General features: G+C 44.3%; 18 protein-coding genes. 7 read left to right on the top strand and 11 right to left on the bottom strand.

The genetic code is table 11. From position 1 onward, the window contains the following. Positions 1-9 precede the first annotated feature (9 nt). From EDM58_RS23960 to EDM58_RS23950, 3 genes are read left to right on the top strand one after another with little or no spacing between them, the layout of a single operon-like run. Entirely contained in the window at positions 10-1,056 is a 1,047-nt protein-coding gene (locus EDM58_RS23960) for a TRAP transporter substrate-binding protein (protein WP_246001026.1), read from the top strand. Positions 1,057-1,075: 19 nt separating this feature from the next. Continuing rightward, on the top strand, positions 1,076-1,858 hold the full coding sequence (locus EDM58_RS23955) for an SDR family NAD(P)-dependent oxidoreductase (RefSeq protein WP_122915563.1): 783 nt from the start codon (positions 1,076-1,078) through the stop codon (positions 1,856-1,858). 33 nt (positions 1,859-1,891) lie between these two features. Further along, positions 1,892-2,731: an isocitrate lyase/PEP mutase family protein gene (locus tag EDM58_RS23950; RefSeq protein ID WP_122915562.1), complete on the top strand. Its 840-nt coding sequence runs from the start codon at positions 1,892-1,894 to the stop codon at positions 2,729-2,731. A 232-nt stretch (positions 2,732-2,963) separates the two neighbouring features. Here EDM58_RS23950 and EDM58_RS23945 read toward each other — a convergent pair whose 3' ends face one another. Further along, entirely contained in the window at positions 2,964-3,593 is a 630-nt protein-coding gene (locus EDM58_RS23945) for a cysteine hydrolase family protein (protein ID WP_122915561.1), read from the bottom strand. A gap of 141 nt (positions 3,594-3,734) precedes the next feature. Then, complete coding sequence (locus tag EDM58_RS23940; protein WP_246001025.1) at positions 3,735-4,451, bottom strand: 3'-5' exonuclease; 717 nt, start codon at positions 4,449-4,451, stop codon at positions 3,735-3,737. Positions 4,452-4,586: 135 nt separating this feature from the next. On the opposite strand from EDM58_RS23940, the gene EDM58_RS23935 reads away from it, so the two are divergent. Beyond that, positions 4,587-5,123: a sigma-70 family RNA polymerase sigma factor gene (locus tag EDM58_RS23935; RefSeq protein ID WP_183187614.1), complete on the top strand. Its 537-nt coding sequence runs from the start codon at positions 4,587-4,589 to the stop codon at positions 5,121-5,123. Further along, complete coding sequence (locus EDM58_RS23930; protein WP_122915559.1) at positions 5,107-6,165, top strand: hypothetical protein; 1,059 nt, start codon at positions 5,107-5,109, stop codon at positions 6,163-6,165. The genes EDM58_RS23935 and EDM58_RS23930 overlap by 17 nt, the downstream gene beginning before the upstream one ends. A gap of 98 nt (positions 6,166-6,263) precedes the next feature. On the opposite strand, the gene EDM58_RS25950 is transcribed toward EDM58_RS23930, so the two are convergent. The 8 genes from EDM58_RS25950 to EDM58_RS23900 all read right to left on the bottom strand — a co-directional run bounded on the left by EDM58_RS25950 (position 6,264) and on the right by EDM58_RS23900 (position 13,553). Further along, on the bottom strand, positions 6,264-6,527 hold the full coding sequence (locus EDM58_RS25950; protein WP_183187613.1) for a hypothetical protein: 264 nt from the start codon (positions 6,525-6,527) through the stop codon (positions 6,264-6,266). Beyond that, positions 6,505-7,179, bottom strand: coding sequence for a helicase domain-containing protein (locus EDM58_RS25945; protein ID WP_183187612.1), 675 nt, complete (start codon positions 7,177-7,179; stop codon positions 6,505-6,507). Before EDM58_RS25945 ends, EDM58_RS25950 begins: the two co-directional genes overlap by 23 nt. Positions 7,180-7,283: 104 nt before the next feature. Further along, on the bottom strand, positions 7,284-7,703 hold the full coding sequence (locus EDM58_RS25940) for a hypothetical protein (protein WP_183187611.1): 420 nt from the start codon (positions 7,701-7,703) through the stop codon (positions 7,284-7,286). Between the two features lie 194 nt (positions 7,704-7,897). After that, complete coding sequence (locus EDM58_RS23920) at positions 7,898-8,161, bottom strand: hypothetical protein (RefSeq protein WP_122915558.1); 264 nt, start codon at positions 8,159-8,161, stop codon at positions 7,898-7,900. Between the two features lie 350 nt (positions 8,162-8,511). Then, the gene (locus EDM58_RS23915) at positions 8,512-9,765 is read right to left on the bottom strand and encodes a HAMP domain-containing sensor histidine kinase (RefSeq protein ID WP_122915557.1); all 1,254 of its coding nucleotides are present in this window, start codon (positions 9,763-9,765) and stop codon (positions 8,512-8,514) included. Next, positions 9,749-11,338, bottom strand: coding sequence for a serine hydrolase domain-containing protein (locus EDM58_RS23910; protein ID WP_122915556.1), 1,590 nt, complete (start codon positions 11,336-11,338; stop codon positions 9,749-9,751). Before EDM58_RS23910 ends, EDM58_RS23915 begins: the two co-directional genes overlap by 17 nt. A 150-nt stretch (positions 11,339-11,488) precedes the next feature. Then, entirely contained in the window at positions 11,489-12,310 is an 822-nt protein-coding gene (gene speD / locus EDM58_RS23905; RefSeq protein WP_122915555.1) for an adenosylmethionine decarboxylase, read from the bottom strand. A 94-nt stretch (positions 12,311-12,404) separates the two neighbouring features. After that, the gene (locus EDM58_RS23900; protein WP_246001031.1) at positions 12,405-13,553 is read right to left on the bottom strand and encodes an MFS transporter; all 1,149 of its coding nucleotides are present in this window, start codon (positions 13,551-13,553) and stop codon (positions 12,405-12,407) included. Between the two features lie 304 nt (positions 13,554-13,857). Here EDM58_RS23900 and EDM58_RS23895 point away from each other — a divergent pair, with 304 nt between their 5' ends. Further along, positions 13,858-14,439: a TetR/AcrR family transcriptional regulator gene (locus EDM58_RS23895; RefSeq protein WP_122915616.1), complete on the top strand. Its 582-nt coding sequence runs from the start codon at positions 13,858-13,860 to the stop codon at positions 14,437-14,439. Positions 14,440-14,531: 92 nt separating this feature from the next. After that, a complete protein-coding gene (locus tag EDM58_RS23890; RefSeq protein WP_122915553.1) occupies positions 14,532-15,437 on the top strand; it encodes a VOC family protein in 906 nt (301 codons plus the stop codon). Between the two features lie 75 nt (positions 15,438-15,512). Here the strand turns inward: EDM58_RS23890 and EDM58_RS23885 are convergent, their stop codons facing one another. Continuing rightward, entirely contained in the window at positions 15,513-16,895 is a 1,383-nt protein-coding gene (locus EDM58_RS23885) for a DEAD/DEAH box helicase (RefSeq protein ID WP_246001023.1), read from the bottom strand. Positions 16,896-17,039 lie beyond the last annotated feature (144 nt).

Below are 17,039 nucleotides of genomic sequence, written 5' to 3'. Positions count from 1 at the left end.
AAAAAGTTCATGAAAAAAACGATGAGTGCTCTTTTGACAAGCAGTTTGGTATTGAGTCTGGCAGCGTGTGGGGGAACAACAACATCTACAGAACAACCGCAATCAGCGCAACCCGCCGCAGATGGAATCAGTCAACGGACGATCAAAATCGGATCCGGAGCTACAGAGAATTCCCCTGTAGGACAGGCCATGGTTGAATTCAAAAAAATCGTCGAGGAAAAAAGCGGTGGAAAAATCAAGGTGCAAACCTTCCCCAGCAGTCAGTTGGGTGATGACAAACAAATGATCGACGCCCTGAAAGCCGGCACTCTGGAAATGTCTACTCCGACAACGGCTCCATTGGTCGGGACAGTAAAAGATTTTGGGATTTTCGATTTGCCTTTTACCATTAGCAATGCGGAACAAGCGGATAAAGTTCTTTCCAGTCCCGTTGGACAAAAACTATTGGACAAACTGCCGGACCACGGTTTGATCGGTCTTACTTATTGGGAGTACGGCTTCCGAAACCTGACCAACAAAAAAAGACCGGTTGCGAAAGTGGAAGATTTTGCAGGGCTTAAAATTCGTACCCAGCAAAACAACATTCATATTGATGTTTTTAACGCTCTAGGCGCCAATGCTACTCCAATGGCATACAGTGAGGTCTTTTCGGGGCTTGAAAGCGGGGCAATTGACGGGCAAGAAAATCCTGTCGGAGCGATTGAAGACAACAAGTACAACGAAGTACAAAAATACCTGTCGCTGACAAACCACATCTACTCTCCTATCGCTCTTCTAATGAGTAAAAAATTCTGGGATCAACTGTCTGATGAAGAGAAAAAAATCATCCAGGATGCGGCCGTTCAAGCTGGAGCAAATGAGAAGAAAAATGTCCGTGAACAGGCTCAACAATCCATTACGAACTTGAAAAATGCAGGGATGGAAGTAAATGAATTTAGCGAAGAAGAAAAAGCGAAAGCCATAGAGATTATCAAGCCAGTGATCGAAAAGCATACGCAAGAGCTTGATCAAGAGATCGTTAACGAGTTTTTTCAAGTAGTCGGCGCAGCAAAATAATAAGACAAAGGTGAAAAAAATGACGAAACTATCAGGTAAAACTGCGGTAGTAACAGGAGCGGCTCAAGGGATCGGCAAGGAGATTGCTCTTAGGCTCGCAAAAGAAGGAGCAAATGTTGCAGTCGTCGATCGCAATGAAGAGAAAGTCATGCAAACGGCAAATGAAATCAAGGATCTGGGAAGGGATAGCAAAGGGTATGGGCTAGATTTGAAACATACAGAAGCGATTGCCCCCTTATACGAAACGATCGCCAAAGATTTTGGAAAAATCGATATTGCCGTGCACGCAGCAGGAGTAGCGTTGACAAAGGAGTTTATGGAAATAACAGGAAGCGATTGGGATTTCGTCATGGACGTCAATGCCAAAGCTCTATTCTTCTGCGTACAACAAGCTGCTAGACAGATGATGGCAACAGGGGGCGGAAGAATCATCAATTTCGCCTCGATCGCAGGAAAGCAGCCTACAAAGCCTGACCTCTCTGTCTATGGGGCATCCAAAGCAGCGGTTCTGAGTATTACCAAAACGGCCGCAGCAAACTTTGCAGCTTCGAAAATATCGGTTAACGCAATCTGCCCGGGAGTTGTGCACACGGCGATGTGGGATCAGATCGACAGTGATCGTGCCCGAATCTACAACCAGCCGATCGGGAAAGCCATTGAAAATATTACCGGCCTGATTCCTTTGGGCAGATTGGCTGAATTGGACGAAATTTCCGGACTGGTAGCCTATCTGAGTTCTTCGGAAGCAGAGTATATCACCGGACAGTCCATTAATATTTGCGGCGGTTTGGTCATGAGCTAGCGTTTCTTACATCTAAGCAAAGGGTGATCACAAATGGGCAAAAGAGTACCTTTAAAGCAATTGCTTCAAAGAGAGGGAATCGTCGTCGCACCGGGCTGCCATGATGCATTGGGAGCCAAAGTGATTGAAAGTGCCGGGTTTGATGCGGTTTATATGACAGGGAACGGGACTTCCGCCAGTGCGATCGGAAAACCGGATTTGGGTTTCCTCACCATGACGGAGATGGTTTCCAGGGCGAGAGGAATAGTTTCTGCCGTGGATATCCCGGTGATTTCCGATGCTGATACGGGATATGGGAACCGCAATAATGTCACTCGTACGGTTGAGGAGTATGAGGCCAGCGGCGTTTCGGCGATTCACCTGGAAGACCAGGTAACTCCGAAAAAATGCGGCGCCATGAGCGGGATCGAGCTCATCTCCATTGAGGAGCATGTCGATAAGATTCAAGCAGCGGTTCGGGCACGCAAGGATGAAAACTTCCTGATCATCGGGCGAAGCGATGCCAGAGGAACAAAAGGATTGGCGGAAGCCATTGAACGGGGAAAAGCTTATGCTGCTGCCGGAGCAGACCTCATACTCATTGAGATGCTGGAATCGGTGGATGAGATGAAAGAAGTCGCCCGGAAAATCGATGCGCCATTGATGTTCAACTATGTGGAGCACACGAAAATCCCCAATCTGACCATTCAGCAATTTCAGGATCTAGGATTTAAATTGTTGGCTTATCCCCTGTCCTCTACGTTTTACTATGCAAAAACAATGATGGATTTGATGAGGACGCTAAAGGAAACAGGGTCGACAGAAAGCTTCCAGGAAAGTATGTTAAAAATCCATGAGTACGAAACATTCTTGGGAATCGAGAAGTATAGGTAAGGCAGTGACTGTCAGGAGGAGAACTCCCTCTGCGATAATGGTCAGACCATAATAAGTTGATAAATAGGGGAAATTTTCCGGTCGAGAGGAAAATTTCCGCCCACTCTCTGCCTCGTTAGCACCAATGACTAAGGGGAAGGATTTCCCCTTCCCCTTAGTCGCATTCTATTTTGTTGTATTCTCCCACTCTTTTTATAGCTTGTAATGAAGCAATACGTGGGGAGTGAAGCGACTAAACAAGCTTCATAAAATCCTCCGTAGTCATAACGTGAGCCGTTGATACATTCAGCAGCGCAAGCGTGACCCGGTGTACTTCTTCTGCTGGGACTGGACCAAACCCTGTATCCGGATAGTCATACGTTCCGGTCGCATCAGAGAGAAACGCGACCCGATACCCCAGGTACATCGCATCGCGGGCGGCGGCATGGCAGCAGTTTTCCGTGGTTACTCCTGTTATGACTACCGTCTCAATCCCTTTGCTTCTCAGAATGATGTCCAGATCTGTACCGAAGAACGCGCTGTAGCGGTGCTTTTTTATGACCGGCTCATGCGGCAGAGGAGCCACATCCGGGTACATGTCTGTACCAGGTGTTTCATCTATGAGAGCGGCCCCTTCAGCAATCGAGGGATAAATATCGCCAAACCGGCCAAGATCCGAACCATCCTCGCGGTGAACATGCGCCGTATAGATCACCGACATCCCTTTTTCCCGGGCAAAGGCCAGTAGGCGCTGCAAGGTCGGCAGGATGCGGCGTCCCATCGGTGTCTCAAGCGGCGCACCTTGTGCAATAAAGTCGTTTTGCATATCAATGACAAGAATTGCCGTCTTTTTCGGATCAATTTGTTTTATCCGCATACCCATGAACAACGCCTCCCCATCTTTTATCCGGCGCTTCCGAATCGTTCACTTCAGCAGCACCAGCTTGTCGATCTGATGGAATCAATCTATCAAAAATACCTCTGTCTGGATGTATTCCGGTTAACATTATTCTGATTTTTCCATCTATTTGTTCGGATGCGATTCCTCTACTTGTAACAAAAACGGAGACGCTTCACCTGAATATGTAAGGGTGAGTCTATGCATTGCCCTGGTGCAGGCGATATACAGCAAGCTTCGGTCCATGTCTGTTTTATAGTTCTCCGCGTCGACGAAGGGCACGATGACTTGATCAAATTCTAGGCCTTTTGCCAAATGGGGCGAAGTGACAATTATCCCCTCATGGAACTGGGCACTGCTGAAATCTAATAAATGGACTGCTTTGCTGCTAGTCACGATCTCTTGATACAGTGTTTCCGCCTGGGGTTGCGTTTTGCAGACGATGCCTAACGTACGATTCTCCGATCCCTTGAACCTCGCGATGATTTTCTTGATCTGTGCGATCTCATCGCTTCTCTTATTCGCTTTTTTGATCTTAGGGCACGGGCCATGACGTTCAATCGGGATGATTCGACTGTTCCGGTTTATTTTCTGAGCAAACTCGATAATTTCAATGGTCGAACGGTAGCTCTTTAACAATTCAACGGTATCCGCTTCTGGAAAAACCTTTTTTATCTCTCTGATCCAAGAGGATGAGTAAGGATTCACGGATTGATTGTTGTCCCCGAGAATGGTCTTCTTGCATTTGAATAAACGGGACAAAACAGCGGGGCCGTGGATTGCTTTTAGCCTAAGATTTACCTGTATTGATCCCCAGTTACTTGCTTCGAATTCCCTATTCAATGCCTCAAAGTGTATCCTTTACTTAGAAAGTTACTTAACAGTCAGCTGTGAGAAACAATAATTCATTAAGTATGATAGATTTCCAACATTTTTTACGAATATATAGGTGAACCCACTTAGAAAGGAGGGTATATGTTGGAACTTAATGATAAACGGATGATTAAGTTGATCAAGAAAAAAGATGAAGCTGGTATAAAGCTCTTGCTTCAAACATATGGAGGCATAATGAAAAGCGTTGCACGTAGGCATTTATATGATTTAGATAGTCATGTTGACGAGTGCATGAATGATGCTTTGTTAGCGGTTTGGCATAATATTGAAGACTTTGATCATGCACAATCCTCTTTCAAAAACTGGATGTTAACTGTCACTCGCTTTAAAGCCATTGATTTATTACGCAAACATGCAAAAGAACGAGATAACACAACATTTGATGAAGCGCATCAAGTTGTTTATGAAGATAAGCATGAAACATTATGGCAAAGTGAGTGGGCGGATTTGATTAAAAACTTAAATGAAAAGGACCAGCAATTGCTGACGCTTATTTATGTGGAAGGCTATTCAGCCGAAGAGGCGGCTCAAATCATGCAGACGAATAGAAACAATGTATATAACCGAATTTCAAAAGCAAAGAAAAGGTTAAGGAGGTATAAAAATGAACAAAATATATAAGCACCTAAACCGTATTAATATTGAAGAAGATTATGAAGGCGAGGCACTTAGTAATGATGAAGTGAACGCTTATTTTCAGCAGTTTAAATCAAATAATAGGATGAAGAAAAAGCCGAAAAAAGCCCGTAAATCTTTATTTGTCACAGCCGCGGCAATCTTATTATTCATGACATCTGCTGCACTGAATGATGATATTCAAGCAAGGGTTTCAACATTTTTAGATGATTTCAGCTATAATTTATCCAACATCATTTCTCCAAATGCAACAGAATATGCGACAGAAGTAAATCAAGTAATCAGGTTTGAAAATGCGGATCTTAAGCTCACTGACATCGTCATAGATGACCAATTCGTGACGTACAATGTGTTAATTGATGCACATGATGATATTAAAGTGAACGGTTTATACTCAAAGCCACTTAAAATTAACGGAAAAACATACACAGGCGGTGGTTCAGGACAACTTGGTTTGATTGATGAAGTAAATAATGTTTACTCTCTGGTTATGACTGAACGATTAGAAGATGCCATTCCTGAAGGAAATTTGAATATTAGACTTGCCTTCACTGAGCTATCTTATTTTAAAGAAGGTACAGAGTTAAGAAATAAGATGAATGCAGTATACGAATTTACAGCATCTAAATCATTACTTGCGCAGAACACAAATCAAGTTGCGTTAAACCAAACATTTAGTATTGGTGATTTTGAGATTACCCTTGAAGAATTTATCATTAACCCAGTGACAGCACGATTTGAATCATACGCTTTCAACGCAAATTTAGTGTATGATATTCTCTTAATCGATCAGGAAGGGATGACATACCTTTTTAATTTAACAAGCAAAAGACCAAGTGAAACAAGCGAAAGGTTTGATGCAATATTGAGTTTTAATCCAGACTTTTCAACCGGTACCATCGATGACTTGAAAAATGCTGAATATTTAATCCCTGAGTTTAAGCTCTCCTATACACCAGAGAAAAGCGGTGAAGTACAAAATCTGGAAAGTCCGTCGGGTGAATACGAAAAAATCATTTTAAAATAATTCTGGTGTCACTCCCTGAAAAATCTTGTTTCAGAGAGAAATGTTCCACGAACTAAAGTGAGATTCAAAATAAAATAAAGGTTCGTCCTGTACAGAATTTACGGGACGAATTTTTTTATTTTCTGAAATAATTCTGTTTCTTTACTTTTAATAGTCAGGATCGGAGGGTTATATTGTACGGGTGTATAGTCCTGCATTTCGTCCACCAATACATGCTTCACTTCATCAAAACCCGTTGTTCCGTCCACATGAATTTTTAGATAAACCAGAGGAAAAACATCGGAAAACTCCAGCGGCTTTGTTTTTTTATACTGGAACAATTCAGGTCTTCCCATCGTTTCATAGAAATCCTTGTAGATCACCAGCAAAACATCTTTTTGATAGCCGTTTCACTTTTTTTGCTGTGGCTGCCGTCAATCTGTCTCCATGTTCATCCCTTGTGTTTACCGCCAGAACCGACGCTGCTTTCTCGAGTCTTTTCCTGATGGGCAGATTCACCGCTTTTTGATAAGCCTGCAAGATCTCCTCTTTTGCGATATGCACGCCATCGAATGTTAGATCTACCGGGACAAAGTAAGATTCGCTCAAATCAGCCAAAAATCGGTCCAATCGTTCTACCATCTCTATACCCGATTTCCATTGGATACACTCGATTAGCGATGGGTCGTCTGAAGCTGCCAGCTCTGACACCTGCTGGCTAAAGGACAGAAATTTGCTTACACCTTTCAGTTCCTTGGCCGCAATTTCTTCGATACCAATCTCCATAATCTTTTCTTCGCCCAGCTCAGGCAAGATGTTGGAAATATAGTCGGAAAACACTTTATTCGGGGAGATGATCCATATATTCTGGTAAGTTAATGTACCTTTATTTCTGTACAATAAAAAGGCTACCCGGTGAAGCGCGACAGAGGTTTTACCCGATCCCGCAACCCCTTGAATGATCAGCTCATGAGAATGCTCATTTCGAATAATGGCGTTTTGTTCCTTTTGAATGGTAGCGACGATATTTTTCATCTTCTCGTTCGATGTCTGACTGAGCTCTTTTTGGAGGACCTCGTCATTGATGTTCATCGAGCTTTCAATCATATGATTTTGAGGTAGGCAAAGCTTCCTATTCCTCACCTGCAGGGCGGATTGAAGGAGAAATCTGTTTGAAGAGGCAGTATAAGATCAAAGATGCTCGCTACAGGGGAACGCCAATCATAGATAAGATTCTTTTGGCTGTCATCCTCGCAAAAAGCATGTACCCCTATATAATGACTATCGCGTCTACTTTGTCTATCAGCGACCAAATCCACTCTTCCAAAGTACGGGGATTCCACTAGCTTTTGAAGTTTTCTTCTTTTCTCGACCGCCTTCTCCCCTTGATCAATCCTGAGCATGATGTCCACTTTGTTTGCTGCTGTCTCAGCCGGGTCAAGCTCAGACCTGTTCTCCCAGAGATATGTTTTGGCATCGATAATTTCATGATGTGCTGAATCGAGCGTAGTGTCTATCTTGCGAAGCGCTTCTCGCAGCCTGGACATCAGATTCGCCAAATACGCTCCTCTTCCCTTTCCGTCTGATTTACGATCATGATACGCCCTCTTTCCTTTTGAGAATACTCATAAGTATAGAGAGCTGGCTTATCGCGGGTCCAAAAAACAACATACAAAAGCGCCTTACATAATAGCGTAAAAAGGTAAAACCAAGTTCCTGAGATTCAGGACTTGGTTTTTTTTGGTCTTTACTGTCAGCTTTTATTCTTTGCCCACTCCTCAAAATGATCGAAACAAGCTTGTTGCAATCCCTGCAATTTGGTTATGAGTCCCTCTAAATCACAAGTATGTATGGTATCGATCAATACGTTATCTTCTTCGGTTTTTGATCGTATGTGTATTTCCATACACCCGTCCCATCTCACATTCGCATCAAAAGTGCCATCTTCATCTTGTAGCTCCAACGCAATCGTTCTTTCTTCCTCATTCTTATGTTTTGATTTCAGAACCCACTTCATGCTCGGGACCACCTTGGATTTTAGTCTTCAGTTTTCCTCTGCATTACAGAATTATACGGAGATTCTTTTGCACAAAAAAAGAAACCCTTGATTTCCCAAGGGTTTCAGCAATCACTTCGCCAGAAAAAACTCAGACTTAACCATGTGATTGAAAAGAGAGGATCCAATTCCACTCCCCATCTTTTTTCTCGGCTATATTCCCATTTTCGTTCGGCTTCAAGCAAAGCAAGCGAATATTCCTTCTCAAGCATGCCAACAAGGACTCGCTCGGGTGGATGTATTAATTACAAGACAGACTGGGAGGAGAAGATTACGATTTATTGAAACGGAGGGGGCCGAACCGCTGCCCCCTATTCATCCGTACAAGGCAAGCTGATCCTAAAAAGGGTGGTATACCGATCATCCGTTACAAGTTCAATCGTACCTTGATGCAAGGTAATGATTTTCTTGCAAATGGCGAGACCTAATCCAGTGCTGTCTTTTACTGAGCTTGTTCCTCGTATAAAATCTTCAAAAACGTGTTCCCGGATTTGATCCTGAACGCCAATCCCATTGTCCCCAATCCATAACACAGCATTTCCGTCCTTTTTCTCACACGAAGCATACAGCACCGTCCCTGCCGGATTGAACTTCAGCGCATTGCCAATCAAATTCGCAACGACACGGTTCATATGCCTGTTGTCCAGCTTCACAAACAGCGGTTCTTCTGAAATTTGCGCTTCCAGACGAAAGCCTTTATCCTCCACTTCAGGATAAAATTCTGCCACAAGCTGTTGAAACCACTTTGTGATATTCACTTTTTCCCGGCTCAGCTTTAGATGCTGGTCATCCAGCTTCGCCAACTCAAACAAATCTTGAATCAAATGGGCCATATACGACGATTTGTCGTGAATGTATTGGATGTATTTCTGACTCTGCTCCACACCAGGATTCTCCAGCAAGAGCTGAGAATATCCCAAAACAGAAGTAATCGGCGTTTTCAAATCATGAGACAAATGCAACAGCATGTTTCTTTTGTTAGTCTCCGCCGCTTCCTTTTCGGCAGATGTGCGCTGCAAACGCTCCGCCATTTCGTTAAAAGCTTCTTGAATTTCCGCAAGCTCTTTTTCATCAGAGACATGAAGCCGCTGCTTGTAATTGAAGCGTTCCATCTCTCTGATCCCTTCCACGATTTGCTGCAGCGGCCGCTTTACTTGCTTGACTGAATATTGGGCATAAATATAGAGGGCGATAAACAAAAAAACAACAAACAATGCGGCAAAAATTGCGAGAAACAACGTAATATCTTCCGGCCGTTCGGGATTTTTCCAGAGCAGCAGATACCCGTTGCCGTCCGGTGCCTCTACAGGATAGGCATGATACAAAGTAGAATCATCATTTCTCGTGATATCCAATTTGGCATAGAGCTGCTCCTTGGTATACTTGACGATCTCATCTTCTTTATGGCCTTTGACAAATATCACTTCACCCGATTTATTGACAACCTCGAACCAACCGCCGTACTCTTCCAACAGCTGATTATTCATGCTCTCAAACGGGTATTCGTATAGATCCGTCCCTGTTATTTCGGTTAAATCCGGCGACTTGTCAAAATAACGATTCATCAGTATGTCGGCCCCAACGAGAGACAAAGCAATTGCGCTTAGCAACAGTGCGCAAATCACAGCATAATGACGGAAAAACAGCCGTTTCAGCGAGACCAACGTCCTGATAACGCTGCGGCTCAGGCATTTTTAGGCCCCAGCTGTCTGATTTCAGATCGTAATAAAAGGCTGCCACATTGCCGGTTTCGTTCAATTTGAAAGCGGCTTTTGCCCCTTGCTCATCTTGAAACAACAGCGGCTCGATTTCATGCAGCACATGCTCTCCAAGCGGATCTTTCACAATGAGCTTGCCGCCTTCCGCGTGAATGCGGCTCGTCCACATCCGATTCCGCAAGTCGCTGTAGATCCCTTCAAACTTTGCCAAAGACTGTTTCGAAGACCCAGTAGGTTCCTTTGGTCCATCCTCGCCTGGATAGTAATGATCCATAAACGCTTCAAACAACGGCTGGCGAATCTCAAAATCTTTATTTACCGTGACAAACACGCCGACCTTTTCATCCGGAATCAGCCACATGCCAGAATGAAACCCTTCCAAATCACCCGCTTTTTCTATTATATAGCGTCCCTTGTAATTTTGCTGGTTGGAGTATTCAAAGCCATAGGCCATGTTCGGCAGCTTCGTATGGATGGCAAGCTTGGGCGCATGCATGTCTGCCACCGTTTCTTGTTTCAGAATCGCTGCATTCCCCAGCTTTCCGCCATTGAGATGAGCTATCATAAATTTTGCCATGTCAGAACTGGTGGAGAGCATTCCGCCGCCCGGTAGTTCTGTCGGAACGGTCGCATAGGTAGGAATCACTTCGTCGATCAGGTTGTAGGGGACGGCCAACTGCTTCACCATCTGCGGGGTGAGTCGGAATTCGCTGTTTGCCATGCCCAACGGCTTAAAGATGTGATCCTGCACATATGCGTCGAATGATTTGCCTGTCACTTCTTCAATGACATATCCTTGAATCGTAAACCCCAGGTTGTCATATCGGTAATACTCTCCCGGCTTTCGAATCACAGTAGGCAAATTGTCCAAGACGTATTGCTTCAAAGAAGCATCACGTGCCAGGTCTGTCGTAGTAGATTCGGGTGTATCTCCGTAATCAAATCCGGTGGAGTTCGTCAAAAGATGTTTCATCGCAAGTGGTGCGTCCGTCTGATTCGGAATACGGGCATCCCCCAAGTATGCTGACAAATCTTCGTTCAAATCGATCTTCCCTTGCTCTGCTAGTTGCATGACTGCCGTAGCGGTGATGATTTTGGAAATAGAGGCGACACGGAACACCGTCCGATCAGGGTCGACCGGCAGTTTTTTCTTCACATCCGCATAGCCATATCCTTTGTTTACGAGCACTTTATCGCCTTTCACCACAGCAAATGCAGCTCCGGCCATATTTTCCTTTATTACCGGCCTGTTAAAAAAATCATCTGCGAACTGCTCCACTTCTTTTAGATCCTGCGGACCTGCCGTCTGGGATGCCGCTGATGCTTGGGGTGGGGAGACAGCCACACATGATGACCCGGTTAACAGAGCTATAACCAGTGTAATCACGTTGAAACAGCCAAACCTTCCAAATCTCTTCATATTTTGCTCACTCCTTTGACTTGATTGCTTATGATCATCAGAGTATACGAGCAAGCTTAACTCAGTTTTTATGCAACCTTAATGGAATGTGAAATGTGCAGCAAAAAACCCCTGATTTCTCAAGGGCTTCACGAACCAGTCTATCTCCCTTTATTGTCCCCTACCCAAACGGCCACCATCTATATTTTTGCCATAAAATATCTCGTCCATTTCCCTTTTCAAAGCGTCCGTGATCCTCTCCTCCTCCTCCCCGCTTAACTCTTTTGTGGTATATCCAAATAAATAGTTGTCCAAATCGAATGCTCGCAACTTGCATTTCGTATGAAAAATGTTCTCTTGATATACGTTGACATCAATCATGTCATATTGTTCCCGAACATCATCAGGAATGTAGTCCTGGATCGAACTGATTTCATGGTCAATAAACAATTTTCGTCCATCGATGGCCCTTGTGAAGCCTCTTACCCGATAATCGATCGTCATAATATCGGTATCGAACGAGCTAATTAAATAGTCCAGTGCTTTTAGCGGTGAAATCTCTCCGCATGTAGACACGTCTATATCCGCCCGGAAGGTACAGATTCCGTCATCAGGATGATATTCAGGATACGTATGAACGGTGATATGACTTTTATCCATCTGTATGACGACAGAATTCGGGAGTGATTCATTTATCGTTTTTGGAGAAACCTCGTCAATCGGCCCCTCCGATACCAGCATGGTTACGCTAGCGCCTTGAGGTACGTAGTCTTGCTTGGCGATATTAATGACATGCGCTCCAATGATATCGGATACATTCGTTAAGATATGGGTTAAGCGATCCGCATTGTACTGTTCATCGATATAGACTAAGTACGCTTCCCTTTCTTTTCGGGTTTTCGTATAACAGATATCAAACATGTTGAAGCTCAAGGTTTTCGTCAAGTTGTTAAAACCGTGTAAAATGATTTGTTGTTCCGATAATTGACTCATCGTCTTCAACCCCATTTTTGTTGAGATTAGCTCAGACCGTATTCTAACCAATTGACGTGAAGATTACACTTTATCCAAAACACGGCCATCAGATTCAACGACGGGTAAATGCCCAAAACAGCAAAGCTAAGGCGCTCACCGAGGCACCCAGCAAGCATACTCCGTTCCAGCCTGCGTAGGCGTAAATGGTGGTTGAAGCGATTGAACCAGCAGCACTTCCAACGGAATAGAAAATCATATAGCTGGCAGTAAGACGACTGCGAGATTCCGGATGCTTCCGTAAAATCATGCTCTGGTTCGTAACGTGGACAGCCTGAACTGCGAAGTCCAGAACAATCACCCCAACGATCAATCCCCACAAAGAATAGTCAGCGTAACTGATCGGCAGCCAGGATAGAAGCAGCAAGGTTAACGCAACGCCGGTAGTCCGCTGTCCCAAGCCACGATCTGCGAGACGCCCTGCCTTCGCTGCCGCTAATGCTCCAGCTACTCCAGCCAGACCGAATGCCCCAATCTCGCTATGAGAAAGAGATAACGGCGGTGCGCTCAGCGGCAGCACCAGCGAAGTCCAAAGGATGCTGAATGCCGCAAAAATAAGCATAGCCAATATCCCGCGGACACGAAGTATCCGTTCCTGTACTAATAAAACAATCACAGAGTGAAGCAGTTGCCAGTACGACAATGATGTCCTTTCACGGTCTACATTCGGCAACGTCCGAAATAAGATACCTGCTAGAAGAAGCGTTATCCCTGCCGAGACAAGATAGACTGCACGCCAACCAGCAAAATCTGTAATAATGCCTGCAACGGCTCGAGCAAGCAGAATCCCGATCACAATACCGCTTGTGACGATGCCAATTACACGTCCGCGTTCTGTCGGATCAGCCAACGTCGCGGCAAACGCGACGAGAGTCTGTGTCACGACTGCAAGCAAGCCAACCGCAGCAATGCCCATAAGCAGTACCTTGATACTCGGGGCATTGCTCACCACAATGAGTGCCACTACAGATAACAGCATTTGACACACGATCAGTTTTCGTTGATTCAGCAAATCACCGAGCGGGACCAACAAGAGCAATCCCAAAGCATAACAAATCTGTGTAACAGTAATGATGATCCCGATCGTCGAATGGTCAATCGCCAACTCGCTTGCCATGGCATCGAGAAGCGGTTGGGAATAATAGATGTTGGCTACCGCCATCCCGCTTGCAACTGCAAACAACAGCGCCATATAGCGAGACATGGAAAAGGCTGATTCATTACTCTCTTTCCAACGGTTATCGGCTATGGCAGATAATTCTTCGTCCCTCTTCATCATTTTTTCAAACATCTCCTTTTTTAAAATTACGTCCGACATAACATACTGATCAGTACAAAATTAATCTGGTTTAAAAAGTAACTCACCTTTACCCTTCCTGTCAATGAAATGATTTTCATTGACTTGGCTTTATTTAGCTCTTAGAATGTTTTTCATACCGATCATTACAAAAACAATACCGAATAAAGAATCAGGGAACAAAAATGTTTTGTGAAAGAGGGCATTTATGATGGTTCGACCACGTGAATTCGATGAGGAACAAGCATTGGATGCAGCCATGCGGCTCTTTTGGGAGAAGGGATATGAGGCGACATCATTAAGTGATTTGACGTCCAGAATGGGTATACAGCGGCCGAGCATTTACTCCGCCTTTGGAGACAAGAAAGAATTATTTGAATCCGCACTTCGCAAATATACAAAAATGCATGCTTCACAAATCCGAAATAAGCTCCAACACAACGAATCCGTAAAGGAGGCGTTTCGCTCACTTTTTACGGGCTTGGTCAATGATGAATACAATCAAAGCCCGAATAAAGGATGCTTTTGCATCAATACGATGGTGGAACTTGCGCCTCACGATGAAAAATTCGAAATCCTGACAAGGGAACATCAGATGTATCTTTCCGCTATCTTTCAGGAAGCCCTTGAACGCGCCATACATTCAGGAGAACTTACAACCAATATGAATCCCAAAGCATTGGCGCAGACACTGGTTGTTTCGTTAATCGGTCTAACTGTGCTCCTGAAATCTCGCCCCAATCGTTCATTTGTGGATCATTCCATAGAGACCATTCTTACCTTGCTCAAATGAGATCAAAAAGCAATCGAAAAGAAACGGTAAATCCTTCCTTATGGTAGAATCGAAAACAATATGTAGATCATTACTATAAGGGAGGAATTTTCATGCAACCCATCACCCCGCATTTGTGGTTCGACAAGGAGGCAAAAGAAGCCACGGAGTTTTATTGCTCCATTTTCCCGGATTCCCAAATCACAAGCAGGACGACCTTGCACGATACGCCCTCGGGTGATTGCGATCTCGTATCATTCCTTGTTTGCGGGCATCCGTTTATGGCTATCTCTGCGGGGCCTTTCTTTACATTCAATCCTTCTATCTCGTTTATGGTTAATTTCGATCCATCCCGGATTGTTAACGCTAGAGAAAAGCTCGACGAGGCGTGGAACAAGTTGTCTGAAGGCGGCACTCCGCTTATGGCGCTTGATAAGTACCCATTCAGTGAACGGTATGGCTGGATTCAGGACAAGTACGGTGTAACATGGCAGCTCATTCTGACGAATTCGGATGGGGAGCCTAGGCCCTCGATTATCCCTTCTCTCTTGTTCGCGGGCGACAACTGCGGCAAGGCGGAAGAGGCACGCGAGTTCTACCTTTCCATCTTCCGAAATGCCAAACCTGGCTCCCTCTTCCGGTATGGCCCCGGCATGGAGCTGGACAAAGAAGGGATGGTCATGTTCAGCGACTTCATGCTGGAAAACACCTGGTTTGTAGCAATGGACAGCGCGCAAGAACACAAGTTCCATTTCAACGAGGCGATTTCCCTGTTGGTCAATTGTCAGACGCAGGAGGAAATCGACTACTACTGGGAACATTTATCCGCCTCGCCCGAAGCTGAGCAGTGCGGCTGGCTGAAGGACAAATTCGGCGTTTCGTGGCAGATCTCCCCCGCCGCAATGGACGAGATGATGGCCATGGGCACGCCGGAACAACGCGAGCGCGTTACGCAGGCCTTTTTGAAGATGAAAAAGTTTAACATTGCAGAATTGGAAAAAGCATTTATGGGAGATTAATCAAGGGAAGTAATAATGAGTAACGCCGCCCACTTGTTGGACGGCGTTATGTGATTTATACATGGTGGTTCATATTTATATTTGGTTCTCTATTATGCTTGCCTTTAGCAATCCGCTAGCGCTACTCGCAGTATCTTTCAGGCATTGAATATCACCGAATACAAAAAAGTGATCTTTTGCCCTGGACACAGCAACATTCATCAAGCTTTTGTTCGTATCTATAAAAAAACATCCTTCGTGTTTTCCGTAGACGGTAGATAGTACTATGATATTTCGTTCCCCACCCTGAAATGTATGAACGGTACCAACACTTATCTTCGAACGTAGATGAGGGGCCCGCTTTCTAATTTCCGCTTGGATGCAGCTGACCTGAGCCTTAAATGGAGTAATGATCCCGATAAGATTCTTTTCTGCTTCTTTGGGGTAGGAATCCAGGATGTATGCGAAATGCTCGTCCAGCCATTCAGCGATCTGGATCGCCTCTCTACGATTGTATCTACTTGTTCCCTTCCTATTCGACGTCTCTGAATCGATCTGCCGATACCCTAATTGTGGCCATTTCGCAACGGCTTGCTTTGGATCTGTTTGCCCTCTTCCTCGCATTGGTTTTAAATTCCCTTTGTATACCAACTTATTGCAATAGTCAATGATTTCGTCGTAACAGCGGCGATGCTCTGATAAAAATAATCCTCTTTCCTCATATTTTTTATATTTACAACTTTTGGCAGCCACCTTCATTACGCTTGAGCCGTATCCATGCAGTCCACAGCTTTCGAGTTTCTCATATTGCTCCAGATTTTTAATGGCCCCGGCTGAAAGTGCTAGCGCCTTATCCAGGGCTCGATTAATACTCCAGACAGGTTCGATCTGATAAACATCCCCAACAACGATCGCTTTTTTGGCAAGTGAAAAGGCCCCAGCTGCTGTTTCCGGAGATACTTGACCTGCTTCATCCACAATGAGCAAATCAATGAAGTTGTAAAGATAAAATTTACTTTGATCACCATACGCTAGAAATTGCTTAGGAAGAACGAAAAAAGTCATCACCAAACAAGGAGTGATCATTGCAAGCCTGCTATAGAACTTCTCTAGCACATTCTGAAATGTAGTTCCTACTTGTTTTTCGGTCAATGCATCTTCCCCATTTGCCCATCTGCATTCAAAATAATGGACTGCGAGCCAGAACTCCACATAACGTATCTTTTTATCCAGAAGTTCATTTACCTTATCGATGGCAACCTCATATTTATCTTCTTCTTTATCATGCAATACAACACAGTGTTCTCTTAATTCCTCCAATTCGTTATCGTATAACTCTACCCATTCCTTTATAGCGTCACGCTTTTTCTTGAGCTCGACCAGTTTCTTCTGGAGATCGGTAAAACGAAGGCTATATGCTTCCTTAATCTCATTGAGTTTCATTGTTTCCTTTAAGAAAGACAACTCTTCTTCGTTCATAAACAACCTAAATTCGGTTCGAACTCGCTTTGAAAACCACCTTAAGAAAAAGGGGATATTTTTATAACAATTCTCCCATTCTCTCAGCCTTGAGTGAATGTTTTGAAGCGATTTTTCTAGGTGTTGTAACCGTCAAGTAGTTTT

Origin of the sequence: Brevibacillus panacihumi (assembly GCF_003710985.1) — a bacterium.
Lineage (GTDB): Bacteria > Bacillota > Bacilli > Brevibacillales > Brevibacillaceae > Brevibacillus > Brevibacillus panacihumi.
The sequence above is the reverse complement of the archived record's forward strand: the minus strand, read 5'-3'. Positions and strand labels throughout refer to the sequence as shown.